The 20,622-nt window shown below is 38.2% G+C and carries 18 protein-coding genes; 11 read left to right on the top strand and 7 right to left on the bottom strand.

Annotated elements, in window-relative coordinates; all coding sequences use genetic code 11:
- Nucleotides 1–60: 60 nt before the first annotated feature.
- The 3 genes from CHU_RS08565 (at nucleotide 61) to CHU_RS08555 (ending at nucleotide 2,180) form a co-directional block, all read left to right on the top strand.
- Nucleotides 61–711, top strand: coding sequence for a DNRLRE domain-containing protein (locus CHU_RS08565; protein ID WP_143144045.1), 651 nt, complete (start codon nucleotides 61–63; stop codon nucleotides 709–711).
- A gap of 117 nt (nucleotides 712–828) precedes the next feature.
- Nucleotides 829–1,377 (top strand): dihydrofolate reductase family protein, encoded by a 549-nt coding sequence (locus tag CHU_RS08560; protein WP_011585137.1) that lies wholly within the window; start codon nucleotides 829–831, stop codon nucleotides 1,375–1,377.
- Nucleotides 1,378–1,436: 59 nt separating this feature from the next.
- Nucleotides 1,437–2,180, top strand: coding sequence for a HEAT repeat domain-containing protein (locus tag CHU_RS08555; protein WP_011585136.1), 744 nt, complete (start codon nucleotides 1,437–1,439; stop codon nucleotides 2,178–2,180).
- Nucleotides 2,181–2,367: 187 nt separating this feature from the next.
- Here CHU_RS08555 and CHU_RS08550 read toward each other — a convergent pair whose 3' ends face one another.
- Together CHU_RS08550 and CHU_RS08545 are read right to left on the bottom strand one after the other, a co-directional pair.
- The gene (locus tag CHU_RS08550; protein WP_011585135.1) at nucleotides 2,368–3,171 is read right to left on the bottom strand and encodes an SHOCT domain-containing protein; all 804 of its coding nucleotides are present in this window, start codon (nucleotides 3,169–3,171) and stop codon (nucleotides 2,368–2,370) included.
- Nucleotides 3,172–3,294: 123 nt separating this feature from the next.
- The gene (locus tag CHU_RS08545; RefSeq protein ID WP_011585134.1) at nucleotides 3,295–4,047 is read right to left on the bottom strand and encodes a hypothetical protein; all 753 of its coding nucleotides are present in this window, start codon (nucleotides 4,045–4,047) and stop codon (nucleotides 3,295–3,297) included.
- A gap of 363 nt (nucleotides 4,048–4,410) precedes the next feature.
- Between CHU_RS08545 and CHU_RS08540 the strand changes: the two genes are divergently transcribed.
- From CHU_RS08540 to CHU_RS08515, 7 genes are all read left to right on the top strand, one after another.
- Nucleotides 4,411–5,451 carry an acyltransferase family protein gene (locus CHU_RS08540; protein WP_011585132.1) on the top strand — a complete coding sequence of 347 codons (1,041 nt, stop codon included), beginning with the start codon at nucleotides 4,411–4,413 and terminating at the stop codon, nucleotides 5,449–5,451.
- Nucleotides 5,452–5,624: 173 nt separating this feature from the next.
- Complete coding sequence (locus CHU_RS19550) at nucleotides 5,625–5,771, top strand: hypothetical protein (protein WP_177254157.1); 147 nt, start codon at nucleotides 5,625–5,627, stop codon at nucleotides 5,769–5,771.
- A gap of 94 nt (nucleotides 5,772–5,865) precedes the next feature.
- The gene (locus tag CHU_RS08535; protein ID WP_011585130.1) at nucleotides 5,866–6,180 is read left to right on the top strand and encodes an HPF/RaiA family ribosome-associated protein; all 315 of its coding nucleotides are present in this window, start codon (nucleotides 5,866–5,868) and stop codon (nucleotides 6,178–6,180) included.
- A gap of 179 nt (nucleotides 6,181–6,359) precedes the next feature.
- On the top strand, nucleotides 6,360–6,920 hold the full coding sequence (locus CHU_RS08530) for an NADPH-dependent FMN reductase (protein ID WP_011585129.1): 561 nt from the start codon (nucleotides 6,360–6,362) through the stop codon (nucleotides 6,918–6,920).
- 261 nt (nucleotides 6,921–7,181) lie between these two features.
- On the top strand, nucleotides 7,182–7,934 hold the full coding sequence (locus tag CHU_RS08525) for a hypothetical protein (RefSeq protein ID WP_011585128.1): 753 nt from the start codon (nucleotides 7,182–7,184) through the stop codon (nucleotides 7,932–7,934).
- Nucleotides 7,935–8,108: 174 nt separating this feature from the next.
- Nucleotides 8,109–10,565 (top strand): DUF2339 domain-containing protein, encoded by a 2,457-nt coding sequence (locus CHU_RS08520; protein ID WP_041932286.1) that lies wholly within the window; start codon nucleotides 8,109–8,111, stop codon nucleotides 10,563–10,565.
- 7 nt (nucleotides 10,566–10,572) lie between these two features.
- Nucleotides 10,573–11,862 (top strand): hypothetical protein, encoded by a 1,290-nt coding sequence (locus CHU_RS08515; protein WP_011585126.1) that lies wholly within the window; start codon nucleotides 10,573–10,575, stop codon nucleotides 11,860–11,862.
- A gap of 71 nt (nucleotides 11,863–11,933) precedes the next feature.
- Here the strand turns inward: CHU_RS08515 and CHU_RS08510 are convergent, their stop codons facing one another.
- Nucleotides 11,934–12,848, bottom strand: a complete 915-nt coding sequence (locus tag CHU_RS08510; protein ID WP_011585125.1) for a glutaminase — start codon at nucleotides 12,846–12,848, stop codon at nucleotides 11,934–11,936.
- A 132-nt stretch (nucleotides 12,849–12,980) separates the two neighbouring features.
- The gene (locus CHU_RS08505; protein WP_011585124.1) at nucleotides 12,981–14,246 is read right to left on the bottom strand and encodes a hypothetical protein; all 1,266 of its coding nucleotides are present in this window, start codon (nucleotides 14,244–14,246) and stop codon (nucleotides 12,981–12,983) included.
- 192 nt (nucleotides 14,247–14,438) lie between these two features.
- Between CHU_RS08505 and CHU_RS08500 the strand changes: the two genes are divergently transcribed.
- Nucleotides 14,439–15,233: a hypothetical protein gene (locus tag CHU_RS08500; RefSeq protein ID WP_011585123.1), complete on the top strand. Its 795-nt coding sequence runs from the start codon at nucleotides 14,439–14,441 to the stop codon at nucleotides 15,231–15,233.
- A gap of 266 nt (nucleotides 15,234–15,499) precedes the next feature.
- Here the strand turns inward: CHU_RS08500 and CHU_RS08495 are convergent, their stop codons facing one another.
- The 3 genes from CHU_RS08495 to CHU_RS08485 form a co-directional block, all read right to left on the bottom strand.
- On the bottom strand, nucleotides 15,500–17,236 hold the full coding sequence (locus CHU_RS08495) for a hypothetical protein (protein WP_011585122.1): 1,737 nt from the start codon (nucleotides 17,234–17,236) through the stop codon (nucleotides 15,500–15,502).
- Between the two features lie 68 nt (nucleotides 17,237–17,304).
- A complete protein-coding gene (gene mtaB, locus CHU_RS08490; protein WP_011585121.1) occupies nucleotides 17,305–18,621 on the bottom strand; it encodes a tRNA (N(6)-L-threonylcarbamoyladenosine(37)-C(2))-methylthiotransferase MtaB in 1,317 nt (438 codons plus the stop codon).
- A 49-nt stretch (nucleotides 18,622–18,670) separates the two neighbouring features.
- On the bottom strand, nucleotides 18,671–20,431 hold the full coding sequence (locus CHU_RS08485; RefSeq protein ID WP_238379377.1) for an LTA synthase family protein: 1,761 nt from the start codon (nucleotides 20,429–20,431) through the stop codon (nucleotides 18,671–18,673).
- Nucleotides 20,432–20,622 lie beyond the last annotated feature (191 nt).

The raw sequence follows: 20,622 nt of genomic DNA, 5'->3' as shown, positions 1-20,622 counted from the left end.
ATAAATGCCCCGATAACTTATCGGGGCATTTTATTTTCAATCCTTTCCAATAAGCTTTTTATGAAAAATATTTTCTTTCTTTTATCAGTTATTTTGTTCGTTATCGGCTGCTCAAAAAAGCATACGATACATACTTCTGAAAATACCGTAACAAGGTATTCCTACCAATCTGTACGTGGTGATGCTGTGTTCAGCAGAATTGTTCCCGAAAATAATTACGGTGAACTGGAGGATATACATTTGTATGCCTGGACACAAGATGGCGGAGTAAATGTAAATCGGGTGGTATTGGATTTTAATACAGCAGACATTGTGCAGCATACAAAAATTAAACATGCTTATCTGAATCTGTATTTTAATCCAACATCCAGATACGATGCCCGGTTAGGAGGACAAGGCAATAAAGCAGAAGTTGGTTTCATGATTGAAGAGATTGTTTCTGACTGGAATGAAAAAACAGTTACCTGGAACATGCAACCCGATATTGATAGGCAGGAGCGTGTAACGATCAATAAAAAAGAAAATCCCAAGTCTGATTATTTAAAACTGGATGTAACGAATCTGGTACAGCATATGATTGATAAACCCGCCGGTAAACGTTTTGGTTTAAGATTGAAACTGGTAAATGAAATTCCATATAATGTATATTTCTTTGCTTCCGGCAATCATCCAGACATACGTATTCGTCCTTCGTTGGAAATAGAATTTTAAAGACATTATTAAACAGATATTTTAATGAAGCTGAATATAAAACATACCTGACAGCAGGCTGTGTTCTGAGACACGTCATTGAAGAAGTTTTTAATATCAATAATAAAAAAACAGCCTATGAGAAAAGTAATTGCAGCCATCAACATGACGATTGATGGATATTGCGACCATACAGCAGTTAATCCGGATGCAGAGATCCACCAGCATTACGCAGACCTGCTGCATAACACCGGCGTTGCCGTGTATGGCAGGGTTACATACCAGCTGATGCAGTACTGGCAAAGCATACGGGCAAACCCTACGGGTAAAAAAGCTACAGATGAATTTGCAGCTGCCATCGACCGCGTACCTAAACTTGTCTTTTCTCATACGCTGAAGGATACAGGTTGGAATAGTGCAACGCTGGCAAAAGGAAGTCTTGAAGAAGAGCTTACAGCACTTAAACAGCAGCCGGGTAAAGATATTTATGTGTGCAGTCCGGGTATGATTGTAGCTGCTATGAATCTGAATTTAATTGATGAATTTCAGCTCTGTGTGCACCCGGTTGTTGCAGGCAGTGGTTTGCCTCTATTTAAGAATATCCAGGATAAGCCTATGTTCAGATTGGTACAGACAAAAAACTTTACATCCGGTGCGGTTATTTTGTATTATGAGCCGCTGAAATAACAAATCAGTTTTTCTAAATTTAAAAAGAAGAAATATTGTAACGGATATTTATTTTGCGTATGAAAATTTTTAATTTATTTAAAAGTCATGCTTCCAGACTGAAAGAAGCGCGGCTGCTGCTTGAATCAGATCTTAGAAATAATGACATGTCTTTTCTTGTGAATACGATGGCTTCGGAGGAGTTATATTCTCCCTTGCTGCAACGGAAAAGAAGAACCGAAATAAGCAATACTGATCAGGTTTCCTGGTATGCCTGCCGCAGGGCGGAAACACTGTCTACCGAGGATGAGAAAGAAGCTTTGTTGCAATTGCTTGCTTTACCTGCTTACGAAGCGAAGAAGCGACACCTGTTTTTTTGCCTCGCCTACGTATGTACAAATACAAAGGATAATGCTTTATTCAATTTTCTCATGATGCATCTGGAGCATGAAAAAGATGCAGATGTGAACATATCTATTTTGATCGGTATTGAAAAAATGGATAAGACAGCTGCAGGCCTGAACATAGAGCCCATCAAACAGCTGGCAAAGAAGCGTGGAGTGCACCTGAAAACAAATGCGATTCTTGCGCTTGCAAAAACAGCGGATCCGGAAGTTGAACCGCTGCTGCTCGGACTATTTGCCGCAACCAAAGACAGTCATATGAAAAACATAATCTGTACAACACTGGAAACGGTAGGTACACGTGCTTGTGTTCCTTTATTGACAGAAGCCTACAGGAAGACACGTAACTCCTTGTTGCGTCAGGGTATTGATCTGGTGCTGAATGCGGTTAAAAGCAGAACCATTTCTAACACACCTTAAAAATGTTTGTTAGAATTTCCGTTTGATAGTATTGTTTACAGGAAAGGCTTGTAGTGATTTGCTTTGCGATTGTATTGTTTGACTTGCATTCAGTATCAAGTTCTTTTTTAGCCTTGTGTGAGCAACAATGCCAGCAACAGCCAGATAAAATACTCTAATCACTTCATTGAGTAAATTCTAATAAAGACTACAATCTTGCCAGCAACTCTGCTTTTTTACTGTTGAATTCTTCCAGCGTTAAAATTCCTTTATTAAATAGTTCTCCCAGCTTATCTATTTTTATAAAGATATCATCTTCAGTTGTGGAAGGTGTTGATGTAAGCGGTGTCTTGCCGATCAGTGGTTCTATCGGTTCTGACGATGTCGTTGAAACAGCAGGAGCGGAGAGTGGTGTAGTGGTATCATGCTTAATTGTTCCCGGACCGGAAACTAAGGGCAGATTCAATACATCTACATTGCCATACTGGCTGCTGAATACAACGGAGTAGCCGCGGCCCTGCTGTTGAGATACACCCGAGATGTGATGATCCAATGTATTATACACCGATACTTCGCCGTTAATCTCCATTGCCAGCCGGCTCACAGGCGCCGGGAAGAAGGCATATTTCACATTATTCTGTACGCCTGATGAACCAGGGGACCCTAACTCAGAAGGCCACCAGTTACCTGCATACGCAAAGCCATCTATAAAGCCTTCAGCTGTTTCAGGTGCAGTCTCAAATATGTTTTGTTTCGAAAGTAACGCAGACAATTCCTGACAAAGATTGTTCACCGTATTTTTTAGTGAATGATTAAACATATCACCCACCATAGTCATGCCGCCCTGCATCCATTGTCCGCTGCCCCCAAGCTCATAGATGTTGAATTGTGCCATTCTGCCGCCGCCGTTTATGACTGCCTGCAGCATAGATGTTACCGAATCCTGGCTGATGCCATATCTTGATGCAATGGATCCTATCTGTTGTTTACCTTCCTGAGTTAATGCTTTCATACAATGTGTTTGCTGGTGTATCGTAAAGATACTATTTACCGTTTTTTTATGCAGATCAAAGCTTTACATAATTTCAAAAGATCGTTATACAAATCACATTTCACAATGCTAAGCTGCAGTTGATTAATGCAGGGCTGAATGTATAAGGGTACTTTTCCTGCTGCATACCAAAGCAATCCGGTGCAGCGTCTTAAAATATTTGTATTTCATTTTATTCATGTATTTTTTAAAGTCTATTCCGCCGGCTTTAAATAATTTTTTATGTGCAGACCAAACCAGCAGTGACGTAGAAAAAAAGAAAACCGGGTACATGATGCGGCTGAGACAGCGTGAGAGAACGGACTTTTTATTAAACAGGATTGTCATGCGTTCCGTTTGGAAGTCGATGTGATAGGCTTCATCAATTAAAATGTCTGTACAGATTTGCCTTAGTAGCGTGCATTCGGTTGCATTTTTCAGACACTGATAAAAAACCTGCGCGGCGCTTTCAACCGTTATTACTGCCAGCGTCCAGATCTCCATATTCGTATTGAAATAACGGATTTTTCTAAACAAGCTATCTCCCCAGTCTTTTTTGATTCTTGGTTTATCAATAACATCCAGGTACCGGCCTAAATTATTGCCATGCTTTTGTTCCTCTTTTATAAAAAGTTTTACCGCATCGATGTAATCCAGATCACCAATGTGGCTTGCATATAAGGTGGATGCATGGATCAGATGGGCACCATCTGATGTTTCACCCAATTGCCAGGCTTGCAGAGAAGAAAGGACAGAGGCTGTTTCTGCTTCTGTTATTGCAGGAAACAAGTCCCAGTTTATCCGTTGATGTAAAGCATTCGCTTCAAAATGCGCGATCCATTTTTTACTTGTTTTCATTTTTCAGTCGGTTTTTATAAAATATAAAGTACTTTGTATTTCAAAGTAAATGTATTATTTTTACGATTCAAAGGAACAGGTAAATAAATCTAAAAAATAAAAGCCGGGAGCATATAGTGTTTTCGTATGGATATATTTAGGCGTTATTAAATTTCATCTTTTGTGTATGGGTAAAATAAAAATTCCGGTTGTTTTTGAAACTGTTTTCTATGTAGAAATTGGAAAGAAGTATGGGTAATTAAGCGTAACAGATTCGGTTTAATTTTCTGAATTTTATATAAGAGATGCATGAAACTTCTCTTCACATGTACCCCAAAGCTTTTTCATGCAGTATATTTGTGAAGAAATCAAAAGAAACAGACAATGAGACCACATTATCCGATCCTTGACGGACTGCGGGGAACGGCAGCGCTTCTGGTTGTTATTTTCCACCTCTTTGAAGCATCGTTTCCTGTTTACACAGACAACCCAATGCATCACGGCTATCTGGCAGTAGATTTCTTTTTTCTGCTATCCGGCTTTGTAGTGGCTTATGCATACGACGACCGCTGGGAGTACATGTCTGTTATTGATTTCTTTAAAATACGGTTTGTCCGTCTGCATCCGCTCGTTATGTTAAGTGTGGTAATCAGTGTGCTTGCTTTCGCACTGGATCCTTATAATAATTCAGAACAGATACCTGCATTGAAGATTATTGGTGTAACGCTGCTTACTTTTACCTTATTGCCAACACCGGATCTTCGCGGCTGGGGCGAAACACATACCCTCAACGGTCCGCTGTGGTCGCTGTTTCAGGAATACATGGCAAACATATTCTATGCGTGGTTCGGACATCGCATCGGTATAAAGTTGTTGTGGGGGCTCGTACTTATAAGCGCTTGTGTATTGACCGCAACATCTATTCATCATGGTGATATCGGTACGGGCTGGAGTTATGAGACGTTCTGGATCGCCTTTGTACGTATGGTATTTCCATTCTTAGCTGGCATCCTGTTATTCCGTTCCCGTAAATTAATTCGCATTCCGATGGCGTATGCCATTTGTTCTGCATTGCTCTTTTTTCTTTTCAGCCTTCCGGTGTTTGCGTATAACGGCCTTTATGATGCGGTGTGTATTATCTTTGTTTTTCCATTTATTATTGCTGCCGGTGCAGGTGGCACGATAAGCGGTAAGTGGGCGAAGGTATGCAAATTCTCCGGCGATATTTCGTATCCGATTTATATTATTCATTATCCATTTATATATATTTATACGTCGTGGGTTGGAATAAAAAAACCTGCGCCGACGGAGCTCTTTGCGGTTGGTTCAGGACTTTTTATACTTTTTATTGTGCTGGCGTTTGCTGCATTAAAATTATATGATGAGCCCTTCAGAGCGTGGCTTAAAAAAAGAATATTAAAATAATAATCTCCTGAGTTCCTATGTAAAAGAGTAAGAAACAGGATTATTCAGAAATGCATTAATTTTTTTTACATTATTTTATCAGAAGTTTATATAAATCGCATATTCAGCTTATTAGATTTTTGTTTTCAGAAATAAAAGAACATATTGGTTCTATGAACTAACCGATTTATTCTATGGAACCAAATAAAAATAGACAGACTGCACCCAAAGCACAGGCTGGGAAAGGCTCAATGAGTGAAGCAAAAACCAACGAGGATTTTAATAAGAAGGCACCTAAGGAAGATGACCCGCAGCTTAAGATTAAAAAGGTAAAAAAATAAGCCTGTATAAATTCTTTCAAAAGGGTACAACCGAAAGCCCGCTCCTCCCGTACAATATTATATATTAAATAGACTAACCAAATTCTTCAATACCATGACTATTCAATTCAACACAGACAAAAACGTTGCAAGTAACGAGCGTACTGCAAATTATTTAAGTTCAATGATATCAGATTCGTTGGATCGTTTTAGTGAACACATTACACGTATTGAAGTACACCTGTCTGATGAAAATAGCAGCAAGGAAGGTGGAGATGATAAACGTTGTGTACTTGAAGCAAGAATGGAAGGTAAGAAACCATTTGCTGTTACAAATAATGCAGATACAATTGAGAAAGCTGTAAGTGGCGCGATAGACAAGCTTACAACAACACTTGAGAAAAATTTAGAACGCCAGCGAAGCTACTAACATTCGTAGTAATTATAGATGATAACGTCCGGAATTTTTTATGAAATTCCGGACGTTTTTTTATATACAGCATTGTATAATATTTTATCTTGTATTTATATATTTTTAGACAGGCATGTTGTTTATGTGCAGTAAAAAAATGAACTTAAGGATAAACAAAGTAAAAATCAGCATACTATATGAGTAACATTATTATCCTTTCTTCAAGTGTACGTACAGGAAGAAATAGCGACCGGGTTGCCTTATACTTCAAAAAATATATGGAAGAAAACAACCTGGCCAATGCAGAGATTGTGGATCTGAATGTATACCAGTTTCCGATATTTAATGAACGGTTAAAATTTCAACCAAATCCGGCACCTCAAACACTCGAGTTTGCGGAAAAAATTAAATCATCCGATGGTATAGTAATCGTTACACCGGAATACAACGGCGGTTATCCGGCAGCCTTAAAAAATGTAGTGGATCTGTTGTATGATGAATGGCACCGCAAACCGACGGCTATTGCTACGGTATCTAACGGCGGTTTTGGCGGCACGCAGGTTATCACTTCGTTACAGTTCTCTTTATGGAAAATGAAAGCATGGACGGTGCCTGCTATGTTTCCCGTACCAAAGGTTCAGTATGCCTTTGATGAACAGGGAAATGCTACAGACAAAGCTGCTACAGATAAACGGGCAGATGCTTTTATTAAAGAATTACTCTGGTGCATAGAAGCAACCAATAGAATGAAAAGCTAATTATGTAAAGCGCAACTTAAAAACAGCACCCATAGATTTGACGCGTTTGGCAAATTTACAGATGTAAAGATCGGATAGAAACATCTAGGAATCTGCATCAAAATTAACTTAAAGACAGGCCTGAACAGCAGCGTTCAGGCACCCTGTTGATTTCTGTCCTATTTTTTTGACAATTTATTTCTGTTCAAAACCATTAATTTATAGCAAAATTATAGTATCTTAATACTGTAATTTTTACTGTTGAATTAACTGTTTTAACCGATGAAACATTCTTTCTTTTTATTTTTTACTACACTTATTCTAGTGTTTTCGTGTAATAAAAAAACAACTGAATCAACTGTTGTTACAGATTCTGTAGAAGCAGCAGAAAATGATCGCTATTTTGAAATGGCAGATTCTTCTGTTTTTCACATTGGTGACCATGTATTTGAATTGACAACTATCTCAAAAGCAGATTTTGAAGCGTTACCGGATCTGTTTAAAAATATGGATACATCTGAAACAAATAGAATGCGTGCCTATGCATCCGTTGTTTCCAGAAAAGGCGATTCGCTTGGTATCACATGCGCCAACAATAAAATTATTTATATGATAAATAATAATGATGAAGATGATGATGCATTCGCTAATTATACATTTCTGAAAGATATGCCAGAAATAAATCAATGGCTGTTGATGGGTACCTATTATGAAGCATATGGTTATCTGTTGATTGATAAAAATTCCGGTGATTTTACTGCATTGTATGGCATGCCCGTTGTTTCTCCGGATAAAAAATACATCATCACATTTAATCAGGATCTGCAGGCAAACTTTACCTTTAATGGTTTTCAGTTATTTGAAATGAAACAATCAAAACCGGTATTGATCGGAGAGAAAGAATTGTATACCTGGGGACCTGATCAGGTTAAATGGAAAGGTGCCAACACATTGCTTATACAGCAGGCGCAATCTAATTTCACAGATCCCGAACAGGACCTAAGTACAACCTATGCAGAAATGAAAATGAAATAATTCTGTTCTGGAGATTCAATCATTTGTATGGAATAATTTTGTATTTGTATGTTAAATATTTTAAATATTTAACATACAAATACTTATATGTGTGTATGTACAAAGGATAAAAAATGAAAATACTTTCACTCCAATTTAATATCTTTAGCACTTTAACGTATTAAAGATATTGATATGGATGGCTTTTTAATGGGTTTACTTTTTGTTGGATTATTTATCTGCATTTTTATTTTACTTAGCCGAACCGGCACACTTGTAGAAAATACAGAAGCATTACAAAAGAAGCTGTTGTTAATGGCAAAGGAACTTTCAGACCTGCGCAATGAATTAAAACGAAATACATTACCGGATGATCTTCTGAAGCCTCAGCAGTCCCACGAGCAAAAGGTACCTGAGATTGTTACACCTCCCATTACAATCATTGAAACCCAAAAAGAGGAAACGATTATTCCGCCGATAGAAACTACAATTGATGATAAAAAAGAAACAACGCCGGTAGAAACTCAGGCTGTTGTATCGTATACACATAAAGCGGATCAGCCAAAGCCGATTCCGGCACCTAAACCTGTTGCGCCGCCAAAGCCTAAAGAACCCGGCTTCTTTGAGCGTAATCCGGATCTGGAAAAATTCATCGGCGAAAATCTGATCAACAAAATTGGTATTGCTATTTTGGTTTTGGGTATCGGTTTCTTTGTGAAATTTGCGATTGATCAAAACTGGATCAATGAAATAGGCCGTGTGTTTATTGGCATTGTATGCGGAGGTATTCTGATTGGGTTTGCGCATTACATGCGCAATACATTCCGGTCATTCAGTTCGGTGCTTGTAGGCGGCGGTATGGCAATCTTTTATCTTACGATAGCTATCGCTTTCCATGAATATAAATTAATGCCTCAGGCCATAGCTTTTGCAATCATGGTTATCATTACCGTTTTTGCTGTAATGCTTTCCATACTATACGACCGGAAAGAACTTGCTGTACTGGCGATCATCGGTGGCTTCGGCTCACCATTTATGGTGAGTACAGGTTCCGGCAATTACCAGGTGTTGTTTACATATGTGCTTATTTTAAATATCGGTATGATCGTTCTTTCGTACTTCAAACGATGGAACATTATCAACGTGATCTGTTTTATATTTACCGTACTGTTGTATGGTGGCTGGCTGGTGGATACATTTACCTTAAGCTACAGCGAAGAACCCAAACCACATATCGGTGCACTGCTTTTCGGAACACTGTTTTATCTGATATTCTTTGCCATGAATATTATAAACAATGTAAAAGAAAATAAAGCCTTTCTGCCGTTTGAATTAACAATCTTGATTTCAAATACTTTTTTATATTACAGCGCCGGAATGCTCATTCTGAAAGGGATACACGATGGCTTATATCAGGGTTTGTTTACCATTTTAATTGCCGTATTTAACTTCGTATTTGCCTATGTCTTATTTAAAAATAAGAAGGTCGACAATAACCTGGTATACCTGTTAATTGGTTTGGTACTCACGTTTGTGACACTTGCAGCACCTATTCAGCTGGAAGGAAATTACATCACCTTGTTCTGGGCTGCTGAATCTGTATTGCTGTTATGGCTGTCACAGAAATCAGGCATACGTATTATGAAAGTGGCATCGTTCATCATTACAGGATTAATGATCATCAGTCTGTTGATGGACTGGAACAATGAATACTGGAGCGCTCCGGGAATCCTTGCTTTATTTATCAATAAAGCTTTTGTTGCCAGTATCATGGTGCTTGCTTCGTTAGGAGCAACCATCTTTTTATTGAAAAAAGAAACGGATACGAAACTGTTTCTGGATCTGGATATAGCTTTATACAAAAGCGGTTTAGAATGTGTTGTTTTTCTGCTTGCTTATCTGGCAGGTCTGCAGGAAGTATATTTTCAGTTTGAATCGCGGTTTGTACTGGAAGCAGGTATAACGGAGATTACGCCGATTTATACCGGCTGCTATAACATCCTGTTTATTTTAGTGTTCTCGTTATACGCACAATATAAAAACGTATCCTGGCTGTTGATTTTTCCAGTAATCGGATGTGCCATTATTTCATTCTTCTATCTGATCTATTACAACGAGGTCTATACAGATGTACGTGATGCGTACCTGCAGAATACACCTGTATTGGCTTTCCATTACTATTTTCATTATGTAAACAATCTGCTGTTATTGCTTCTTTTAATAAACATATTCAGCATTGTTAAACATTCCTGCGATAAAAATTCAAAACAGTTTTCATTCTTTTTATGGTTCGGCTGCTTTATGGTGATCTATATGCTGAGTGCGGAATTAGAAAATATTGTTTTGGTTGCTTCTTCTAAAACAGGCGAAGAACTGTATCAGGTAACACATCAGATTTATAAAGTTGGCTTCCCGATCTTATGGGGGATTGCGTCCTTTGCATTGATGGTGCTGGGTATGAAATACAAAGTAAAAACACTGCGTATCATTTCCTTAACCATCTTCGGGTTGACCTTATTGAAAATGTTTATATTCGACATACGTGAAATGTCTGAGGGCGGCAAGATCGCAGCCTTCATATGCCTGGGCGTGTTGTTGCTGGTTATATCATTCATGTATCAGAAGTTAAAGAAAATCCTTACGGAAGAATAAGTATACCATGAGAAAAATTGCATTGACTGTTTTTTTGATTGCAGCTGTTTCAGGCATGTTACTGGCTCAGCAGAATTATCGCTGGAAGGCTACGCTGGCAGACAGTGTAACTGCAGATGGATTTTATAACATTGTTGTAACGCCTGAAATAGGAGCGAAGCTGCAGGATGGTTATGCAGATATCCGCATTGTAGATGCATCAAACCAGGAAGTTCCTTTTATTCAAAAAACAGAAGAAGCAAATTTTTCAGATACGCGCTTTAAAGAATATCCTATTGTTTCAAATGAGATCATTGATAAGTGCTGTACAAAACTTACCATTAAAAATCCTGCGAAGAAACCCATCAACAACATTTGCTTTGTTCTGAAGAATTCAGATGCGGTTAAAGTTTATCAGATTCTCGGAAGTGATGACAGTATTAATTGGTTTGCTGTAAAACAATTTGATGTATTTTATAATCAATATAGCGAAACGGACACCAAAGTGGTTAGTTATGTAAACTTCCCGCTGACAGATTATCTGTATTACCGGTTTGACCTTACTGACCGTGGTTACTGGGATGAAACACGATGGAACTTCTGGCATCAGGACCGCTGGAGCTATCCGGTAAATGTATTAAAAGCGGGTTATTACGAAACATATTTAAAAGAAGGGATCTATCAATCTGTACCTGCACCTGCTATTGCGCAAAAAGACAGCGCAGCAGTCAAAACAAGTTTTATTAAAATCTCTTTTGCAGATAATTACATTATTAACAGAATACGTTTTCATGTAACGGGTCCGCGCTATTATAAACGTTCGGTTACAATTGCACGCAAAGAAACAGATGTTCAGCGCAACAAGATCTATTATAATCCGATTGGTACAATTGAACTGAATTCGTATTCGTTGAATGAATTTGATTTTTCTTTTTTCCGTGAAAAAGAATTTTACCTGATTATCGAGAACAACGATAACCGTCCATTAAAAGTAGAGCAGGCAGAAGCCTGGCAGCTTACGCGTTACCTAAAAACATATCTGGAGAAAGGCCAGCGGTATGCGCTGATCTATTCGGATTCAGCGGATACGGCACCGGTGTATGACCTTCAGTATTTTGCAGACAGTATTCCGGTTATTCTACCAACCCTGGCGGTTGAAAAAACAGACAGGCATGTGCCGGCTTTAAAAGAGATCATGATTGATAATCATACGAGTTGGTATGAAAGCAAGCTTGTGGTGTGGCTTTCAATAATAGGATTGATTGCTATATTATCGTTTATGTCGTGGAAGATGCTCAATGAAATGAAGAAAAAATAAGTAATAAGTAATAAGTAATAAGTAATAAGTTTTTTAAATGACGTTTTTTCTTAAAATTTAAAACTTAAAACTTAAAAAATCGTTTTCCCGGTATAGTTTACAAACAGTTCCAGCGCCTTTGTTCCCGCAAGTGAATTTCCGGATTCGCTTAAGCCCGGCGACCATACTGCAATGACCATTTCTCCGGGTACAATGGATACAATGCCGCCCCCGACACCACTCTTAGATGGTAAGCCTACACGGTAAGCAAAATCTCCTACAGAATCATACATGCCACAGGTTAACATCAGTGCATTGATACGGTCAGAATTCTTTTTAGTAATAATTGTTTTTTCTGAAGTTGGTAAAACACCTTCATTCGCTAAATATAAAAACGCTTTGCTTAAATCAGTACAGCTCATTGCCAGCGAACATTGATGGAAGTACACATCCAGAACATCACGTACTTTATTTTCAATATTACCAAAGCTTTTCATGAAATACCCCATCGCAAGATTTCTGTTTCCTGTTTCTCGTTCCGATTGAGCAACTACATAATCATAGCTGATTGAATCATTCATACTAACCATACGTGTGAATGCAAGAATAGCTTCTTTGGGATCATCGAAATGGGAATATACAAGATCAGTGATCACATGGGCACCTGCATTGATAAAAGGGTTGCGCGGAATGCCCTGTTCAAGCTCCAGTTGTATCAGTGAATTGAATTTACTTCCTGATGGTTCTCTGCCAACACGTTTCCAGATGTTTGTATCATCTAAGGAAACAGCCATGGTGAGCGTTAATATTTTCGAAATACTCTGAATGGAAAATTGCTCCTGCGCATCACCTATGGTCGCTGTAATGCCATCTATGGTGTGTATAGACATGCCAAACTTAGAAGGATTGATTCCTGCGAGAGCCGGAATGTAATCAGCAACTTTACCCTGACCTAAATAAGGTTGTATATCGCCCTGTATTTGATTCAGTATGGCCTGGTAATTCATGCGGATGATTCGGGGTATTTTTAAATTAACATTTATTTATAACCGCAAAGTACGCGAGGAGAATCGCAATACTGCAAACTATTCTCGGTATACTATCGTCTAACAACTAGTACCATGGAACTGGAGACTAAATCAAGTTTTCTGCTTTTTCTTTTTCGCGGCAGGGAAGAGCACATTGTTCAAAATAAGCCGGAAGCCCGGAGAGTTTGGGTGCAGGTTCAGATCCGTTGGTTCTTCGCCTACGAAATGCTGGTAGTCTTCCGGATCATGACCACCATAAAATGTCCACGTACCTTTACCGTATGTACCATGTACGAATTTCGCTTCACCGATTTCTTTGTTTTCACCTAAAACAATTACTTCCGGTTTAATCAATGATTTTTTAAATCCCGTTGTTTGCCCCATAAAACCATGTACCGTACGTGTATGGCACTGTGTAAGCATGGTCGGGATCACATCCCATTTAGCAGAAAAATCAAACAGATTAAAGTAATCATTGTTCTCCGTGAGCCCGCGTTCAGGGGGATTGTTATCAATATTGGAGTATTCGTATTCATACGGATCAGATTTTAATTTGAAGTTCTGAAAGGCAAATGTTTTGCTGAAGTCCAGTCTGCTCGAGGCATTGGGTGTTGCAGGGTCACCGTCATACATTGATTCGCAGATGTCAATACCTTCTGCCGCTAAAGCAATATCATACGTATCTGTTGCAGAACACATAGCAAACATATATCCGCCGCCGGCACAGAAATCACGGATCTTTTTTACAACGCCTAATTTTAATTCAGATACTTTGTTAAAGCCCAGACGTTTTGCAGAAGCCTCATATTCCCGCTGCTGCTGCTGATACCAGGGCTGATTGCGATACATGGAATAAAACTTTCCGTATTGGCCTGTAAAATCTTCGTGATGCAGATGCAGCCAGTCATAGGTAGGAAGTAAATCACCAATGATTTCATCATCATAAATAACGGTATATGGAATTTCAGAATAGGTGAGTACCATGGTCACCGCATCGTCCCAGGGGAGTTTCGTTTTGGGAGAATAAACAGCAATTTTGGGATACTTTTCCAATTTTACCACATCCATATTTATTTCAGGTTTACTGATAAAGGCCTGAATATTTGCATAATCCGCATCAGAGATAATTTCATAGGAAACCCCACGGATCACGAGTTCATTCACGAAAGCAGGTGTATACGTAAAGGCAAAACTTCCTCCACGGTAATTTAATAGCCAGTCTACTGCAGCATCTTTTGTAAGCACCCAATAAGCAACACCATATGATTTTAAGTGATTGGACTGCGACTCATCCATAGGTACAACTATCTGATTGGCACTTGAAGAAAATGCTATCGAAAGAATGAATGCGAATATGAATAGTAACCTGTGTACCATGAAAGTCGAAAATTTTATACAAGTTAGCCTATAATTAAAGTACCTCCAAAAAACTTTTTGGTAAATTAGAATAAGTAAAAATGTGCATAATCTTTATAAATTATTGTTTTTATAGCTTGTAAATAATGTAATAATTGACAATATTTGCTGAGGTCAATTTAATTTTTTATAAAACTAATCCTTACAAGGAAAATGACACATATTAAATTAGTAAGTAAATTATTATTATCTGCTATAGTCCTTTTTAGCGTATTTACGTCTCAAGCTGGAATATTGACAATATCAGGTGTTTATCAAGGTAAAAACCTATATGTTCAGAACCCATTTGCAGGTAACATGCGTGATTATTGCACAAATGATGTTTATGTGAATGAAGTGAAGAAGGAATACAATGTTGCCAGCAGCGCATTTGAAATAGATTTATCTTTCATGAAAATCGGTGATCCGGTTACCATAAAAATTACGCATAAAGACGATTGCAAACCTAAGATTTTAAATCCGCAGGTTATTCAGGCAACAAGTGCTTTCTCAATCAGTTCATTTTCAGTTGATCAGGATCATATTTTGTGGTCTACAAAAGGAGAGCGTCCTAAAGGTAAAATGTTTGTTGAGCAAATGAGATACAATACATGGGTAATTGTAAAGGAATTAAATGGCTTAGGTAATTCATTGATGAATTCATATCAGACAGAATCATTCCACCATTCAGGTGTAAATCAATACAGAATCAAATACCTTGAAGTAGATGGTCAGATCAAATATTCTTCAACAGTAGAATATACATCAACATTAGCTCCGGTAACATTCTATCCGCATCGTGTTACAGATAAAATTACCTTATCAAGACCGGTTGAGTATGAACTGCAGGATGCGTTTGGTAACGTTATCAGAAAGTCTAAAGGTAGTGAAATTGACATTGCGACTTCTCCAACAGGTGTTTACTACCTAAACTGCGATAACCAGACGTTCAAAATATTCAAGAAGTAATTTACTTCATTATCCATAAAAAAAGGCTTCCGTTATCAACGGAAGCCTTTTTTTATGGATAATGGATTTTTGTATGTGAGGCATTTAGAAGTATTTTTGTCAGACAATTACTGTTTCCAGAATGCCTAAAAACATCAATAACCAGTGAAGATGAATAGATAGCAAGAACTACGTAAAACTATACGTAATACATAAACACATGTTTCTTATTACCATAGGCTGTTTAATACCCTAATAAGCTAATATGAAAGGCTGTAAATAGAAATCTATCTCAACTTTAAAAACCGTAAACGCATATTCTTCAGATCACATCCTTGCTCGGCGGTCTTTACTTCAAATCCTATCGTTTTTATGGTTTCGTCATTAGGTATAATAAATTCATAATTATAAATACCTGTTTGCCAATCATTAAACTTTCTTTCCGGAAAATGTAAGAGATTGGCGTCATTCCAATAGAGATTTTTATTATTGGTTGAGTCTTGTATCCACAACACCAATTTAGAGCGGTTATCGGTTTTAAAATCATCGTAAGCCAATGCTTGCACAATACGCACGTTGTTAAAATCAGGGATCTCGGCGCTATTGATCTTTAGGACCAGATTGGTGGTATTTTTAGTTGTATAAATATCTCCTAACGCTATTTCCTTAACAAGAGCATAGTTGTCATAATCATATTCTTTTTGCCATAAAATACCTCTAAAGGCATCATCTGTTTCTAAAAACACTTTCCAGTATTTGTTCTTATCCATTTCATACCAATGAAGTATGTTTTCTTTATACTGGTACGTTTGAATAATATTGACTGGAATCGTTATCAGGCATAGTACCACACAAATACTTTTTGAGAGCATTGACGCTTCATTTAAAAAACAGGCAAGTAAAATGAAAAACAAGGGATAAAAATCAATGTATGCCCTGAGTCCATAACTTGCTCCATAATACCATGAATGCCAGGATGAAAGAATGTAGGTTAGGATCACAAAAAACGTGAGCCAGGTGAAAAATAAATAGTAATTGCGTTTAAACAGAAATAATCCCAATCCGGATAAACAGATAAATAATACCGGCGTATATACAAATAAGCCTTTCTTATAGCTAAATAAAATATCGATGAATTTTGGATTTGTAAAGTCAAAACCTTCGCCTTGGTATGAATAAACAAAGAAATGTCCTGTTTGAAGGTACCAAAGAATACATTGAATCGAAAAAACTCCAATTACAAGTAATAGACCAATAAGTAATTTTTTATACTGGGAAAAGAGCAGCATTGTTCCTGTTCTTAAATTTTCAGCCGAGCCTGCTAAAAAAGGAATAGCTAAAATAATGAGAAGATTAATTTGTCTTAGCAGCAAAATTAATCCTAAAAACACACAGGTAATAAGAACATACTTTATTTGATGTGTTTTAAAATACTGAATAGTAAAATAGCAGAACGCTGTTATCGCAAACAATGAATACACATGACTAAAGCCTGCATCATAATTTACATAATTGATCAGTAAAGTGGCCTGGGCAACCAGTACCTGTGTTAAAATAATAATGTATGTCTTAATGGAATATGTTTCTAGAATTTTTTTCAGGAAAATAAGACTTAAAAACAAATACGTAAGTGCAGCAAAGAAAATAGACCGGTGAAAAACATACTGATATCCATCCATATCGTTGTTCTCAAGATCGGCATTGAACAGTAGCGTATAGGTGAAGAAGGGGAGTTGCAGGATAGCTGTTCCGCACGGATATTTGTTGACTTTAAATTTTTCGTAATCGTTATACGGGCGGTTATTGATACGGTTATACAGTTGCGGATTTTGATCTTTGGGAGCAGATAATCTCACCAGATCATGATGAATAAAAATCGACGGAAGGTAATCATAATAGCCTTCAGCATCCGCTTTTATTGTTGTTTTAGTGTTGCCTACAAATTTGTTTATTATAATAACGACAGAAAAAATAATAAGAAGTTCAACAAGAAATAATTTTATTAAATTAATAAAGGTATGCATACGGACAGATTAAAATTTAAACGAAACAGAATTATGCCCGGGAGCAGGGGCATAATCCCTGAAAATATTTATGAAACAACTTTTTCCCAGACAGGCTCAATCTCTACCAATCCTTCGGTGTTAATTGTTTTTAATTTTACTTTTTTGAGTTCATTTACCCAAAGCGGATCGTAAGCAGTTACGACTTTTACGTAATTGTTTGTAAAGCCAAACATGCTGCCATTTTCTTCTTCTGCTTCAAATAATACGTCGGCTGTTTCAGTAATGTGCTGCTCGTAGAAAAAACGACGTTTCTTTTCAGATAACGTTCTCAGCATGGTGCTGCGCTCGCTGCGGTCTCTGTTGGGCCGTTTGCCTTTCATGGTAGCAGCCAGTGTATTGGCACGTTCAGAGTAGCTGAATACGTGTAAATAAGAAATATCCAGTTCGTTGAGGAAGTTATAGGTTACGTTAAAGTCCTCATCTGTTTCACCTGGAAAACCTACAATCACATCCACACCGATACAGGCGTGCGGCATCACTTTTTTGATCGCTTCAACACGTTCCGCATACAGCTCACGTTTGTAGCGGCGGCGCATCAGTTTCAGGATCTTATCATTACCCGACTGAAGCGGAATATGAAAATGCGGAACAAAACGCCTGGACGTAGAAACGAATGAAATGATCTCGTCTGTAAGTAAATTCGGTTCAATGGAAGATATCCGGAAACGTTCAATGCCTTCAACCTTATCCAGTTCTTTGATCAGATCCAGGAAGCTTGTGGTACGTGTGCCACTGATGATGCCATAATCACCAATGTTTACACCAGTTAATACAATTTCTTTTACATCTTTTGCGGCAATCTCTTTAGCCGTTTTAACAATATTTGCAATGGTATCACTGCGGCTGCTGCCACGCGCCAACGGAATGGTACAGAAGCTGCACGAATAATCACAGCCATCCTGTACTTTTAAAAACGTACGCGTACGATCATTAACCGAATACGAACAATAATAATCTGTTGCATGTGCAATGTCGCTGGTATAGATGGTTGCTTTGTCCTGTTTGTCAAAATTCCCAAGCAATTCAAACAACTTAAATTTTTCAGAAGCTCCTAAAACAGCGTCAACACCGGGTATCTGGGCAATTTCTTCCGGTTTTAACTGTGCATAACAACCAATAATTCCCACAAAAGCACCCGGCGAATAACGGAGCGCTTCTTTCACAACTTTCTTACATTTTTTATCGGCATGGTCGGTTACCGAGCAAGTGTTGATGATGTATACATCAGCCTTTTCATGGAACTCAACTTTTTCATATCCATTCTCTGTAAACATACGGCCAATGGTCGATGTTTCAGAGAAATTCAATTTACAGCCTAAGGTATAGAAAGCTACTTTTTTCATGGGGGAATCTGTATCGCTATTCAAAAGCTACATACGCAGCAAAGGTAGCTTATTTATTGTAAAAATCCTCCATTAAAATCTGAAGGAACGCTTGTCCCTGTGTAAGGAATTTGGAATCAAACAATCCCTTTTTTGTTTCAAGTTTCTGACTGTTAAGATTGTATTTAAAATAGGTGTCATTATTCTGCACCATTGCAAAACCATCGTTATACGAATACCAGGCCATCCGTTTTGTTGTATCCTGCAAGTATATAGGAGCTGAAAATGTAAAGGCTTCCGGGTTTAGTTTAAGGTAAGAAGCAATCGTGGGAGCCAGATTGATCTGCGAATATGTTTTTGTAATGGTTTTGTGCGTTTTTATTGCACCGCCCAGCCATAACATCGGAATTTTAAATTCACTTGGATTGTGCGTGGCATACTCACTTCCCGGTAACACGTGTCCGTGATCGGCTACAACAATGATCCAGGTATTGTTCCACCAGGTTTGTTTTTTCGCTTTCTGTATAAAGTCAAAAAAACACGAATCGGTGTAGTGATGTGCATTTTTAAACTGTGCAGTTTTTGAACTACCTGTAATGACAGGTTTTACAGGCACATCATAAGGCTCATGGCTGCTTAGCGTAAACAAGGTATAAAAAAATGGTGCGGCAGTTTCCGTATTGGTTTCTATTTCTGAAAAAAGCCGTGCAAAGGTAGCTTCGTCGTGCGCGCCCCATTTGGCTCCCCATGTTTCTTTCGGGAAATCAGATTTGCCCAGCACCTGGTCAAAACCGTTGTAATTCATATAGGACCGCATATTGGCAAACTCCAGTTCACCGCCATACAGGTAAGTACTTTGGTATCCTGCAGCCTTAAGCTGTTGGGTAATGAAAGGTAGTTTCCGTGATTTGCCCGGTTCTGTCATAATCGAAAAGTCCGGTTGTGCGGGATATGCGCTTAAGATAGCCGCAAGCCCTTTATCACTGCGGTCTCCGCTGGCATAAAAGTTTGAAAAATAAATGCCTTCCGTAAGCAGCGCATGCAGGCGTGGTGTTACGGTATCGTTCAAAACTTTTGCTGTAAGGCTTTCCCAGACAATAATAATAATATTCGGGCGGGAATTAGTCAGAATCGTGTCTGCTTCCAGCTCCTGTTGCCGCAGCATTGCTGCCAGCTGTTTTTCAGCCTCGGCAGATTCAAAAAAGTGATACCGGCTGAGATCCGGGCCGTTTTGCTCAATCACTGACCGCGCCAATGTCCACGCCGGATTCAGTGCTGCCTGGTTCAGCAGATTATTGGTAGAATAATACGCAACACTTTCATTATTGGGAATCTGTTGTAAGCCGCCGCGGATAGGGATAACAAGTGCGGCAGCAAGCAGCAGCATAAGAGGCAGCATCCAGATTTTCAGCTTCGAAAAGGTATAGGGATACAGAAATTTTTTATAGGATTTATAGCCAACATAACTTGCAATGAAATAGAAGGGAAGCAGGATTACCAGAGGAGACGACATGGCTGAACCGATCATTTCTCCTGTTGTGCCTGTATAGCGGAACAGCGTATTATCTAAGCGGAAACCCCAGAATGAAAAAAGCTCTGCATCAAGTGTATAAATAAAGGCAAGCAGTATAATCCAGACAGTACTATATATAAGTAAACCGCTACGTATTTTTTTTTCAGAAATGTTAAACAGCAGCAGAACGGGTAATAACGCTGCCGGCAGAATCGTGATATAAGAAGCAAATGAAATATCTAAGGTAAGTCCATATATAAAAGCTAATAACGTTTCTGATACAGGAAGTTTTGCAACAGGCTTAATGTGATAGATCAAAAAAAAGCATCTGCCTGCCAGAAAAAGCAGCATCCAGAAAAGCAGGTAGCGGAATAGAAATAAAGTAAGCTTTTTCAGTTTAGTATAAATAAAAGAGTTTAATCATCAAAAATAAGCAGATTTGAAAACAATACACCCATGAAATGCTGCAATTAGTTTTACCATTCATTTTTAGCTTCTTTTTTGAATAG

Source organism: Cytophaga hutchinsonii ATCC 33406 (assembly GCF_000014145.1).
GTDB lineage: Bacteria > Bacteroidota > Bacteroidia > Cytophagales > Cytophagaceae > Cytophaga > Cytophaga hutchinsonii.
The sequence above is the reverse complement of the archived record's forward strand: the minus strand, read 5'-3'. Positions and strand labels throughout refer to the sequence as shown.

What these genes read in the sequence shown, in the direction of transcription:
- CHU_RS19550 (WP_177254157.1), top strand. Translation starts at nt 5,625, where the DNA reads ATGGAACCAAATAAAAATAGACAGACTGCACCCAAAGCACAGGCTGGG.
- CHU_RS08560 (WP_011585137.1), top strand. Translation starts at nt 829, where the DNA reads ATGAGAAAAGTAATTGCAGCCATCAACATGACGATTGATGGATATTGC.
- CHU_RS08550 (WP_011585135.1), bottom strand. Translation starts at nt 3,171, where the DNA reads ATGAAAGCATTAACTCAGGAAGGTAAACAACAGATAGGATCCATTGCA.
- mtaB (WP_011585121.1), bottom strand. Translation starts at nt 18,621, where the DNA reads ATGAAAAAAGTAGCTTTCTATACCTTAGGCTGTAAATTGAATTTCTCT.
- CHU_RS08555 (WP_011585136.1), top strand. Translation starts at nt 1,437, where the DNA reads ATGAAAATTTTTAATTTATTTAAAAGTCATGCTTCCAGACTGAAAGAA.
- CHU_RS08505 (WP_011585124.1), bottom strand. Translation starts at nt 14,246, where the DNA reads ATGGTACACAGGTTACTATTCATATTCGCATTCATTCTTTCGATAGCA.
- CHU_RS08520 (WP_041932286.1), top strand. Translation starts at nt 8,109, where the DNA reads ATGGATGGCTTTTTAATGGGTTTACTTTTTGTTGGATTATTTATCTGC.
- CHU_RS08510 (WP_011585125.1), bottom strand. Translation starts at nt 12,848, where the DNA reads ATGAATTACCAGGCCATACTGAATCAAATACAGGGCGATATACAACCT.
- CHU_RS08530 (WP_011585129.1), top strand. Translation starts at nt 6,360, where the DNA reads ATGAGTAACATTATTATCCTTTCTTCAAGTGTACGTACAGGAAGAAAT.
- CHU_RS08500 (WP_011585123.1), top strand. Translation starts at nt 14,439, where the DNA reads ATGACACATATTAAATTAGTAAGTAAATTATTATTATCTGCTATAGTC.
- CHU_RS08525 (WP_011585128.1), top strand. Translation starts at nt 7,182, where the DNA reads ATGAAACATTCTTTCTTTTTATTTTTTACTACACTTATTCTAGTGTTT.
- CHU_RS08565 (WP_143144045.1), top strand. Translation starts at nt 61, where the DNA reads ATGAAAAATATTTTCTTTCTTTTATCAGTTATTTTGTTCGTTATCGGC.
- CHU_RS08545 (WP_011585134.1), bottom strand. Translation starts at nt 4,047, where the DNA reads ATGAAAACAAGTAAAAAATGGATCGCGCATTTTGAAGCGAATGCTTTA.
- CHU_RS08515 (WP_011585126.1), top strand. Translation starts at nt 10,573, where the DNA reads ATGAGAAAAATTGCATTGACTGTTTTTTTGATTGCAGCTGTTTCAGGC.
- CHU_RS08535 (WP_011585130.1), top strand. Translation starts at nt 5,866, where the DNA reads ATGACTATTCAATTCAACACAGACAAAAACGTTGCAAGTAACGAGCGT.
- CHU_RS08495 (WP_011585122.1), bottom strand. Translation starts at nt 17,236, where the DNA reads ATGCATACCTTTATTAATTTAATAAAATTATTTCTTGTTGAACTTCTT.
- CHU_RS08540 (WP_011585132.1), top strand. Translation starts at nt 4,411, where the DNA reads ATGAGACCACATTATCCGATCCTTGACGGACTGCGGGGAACGGCAGCG.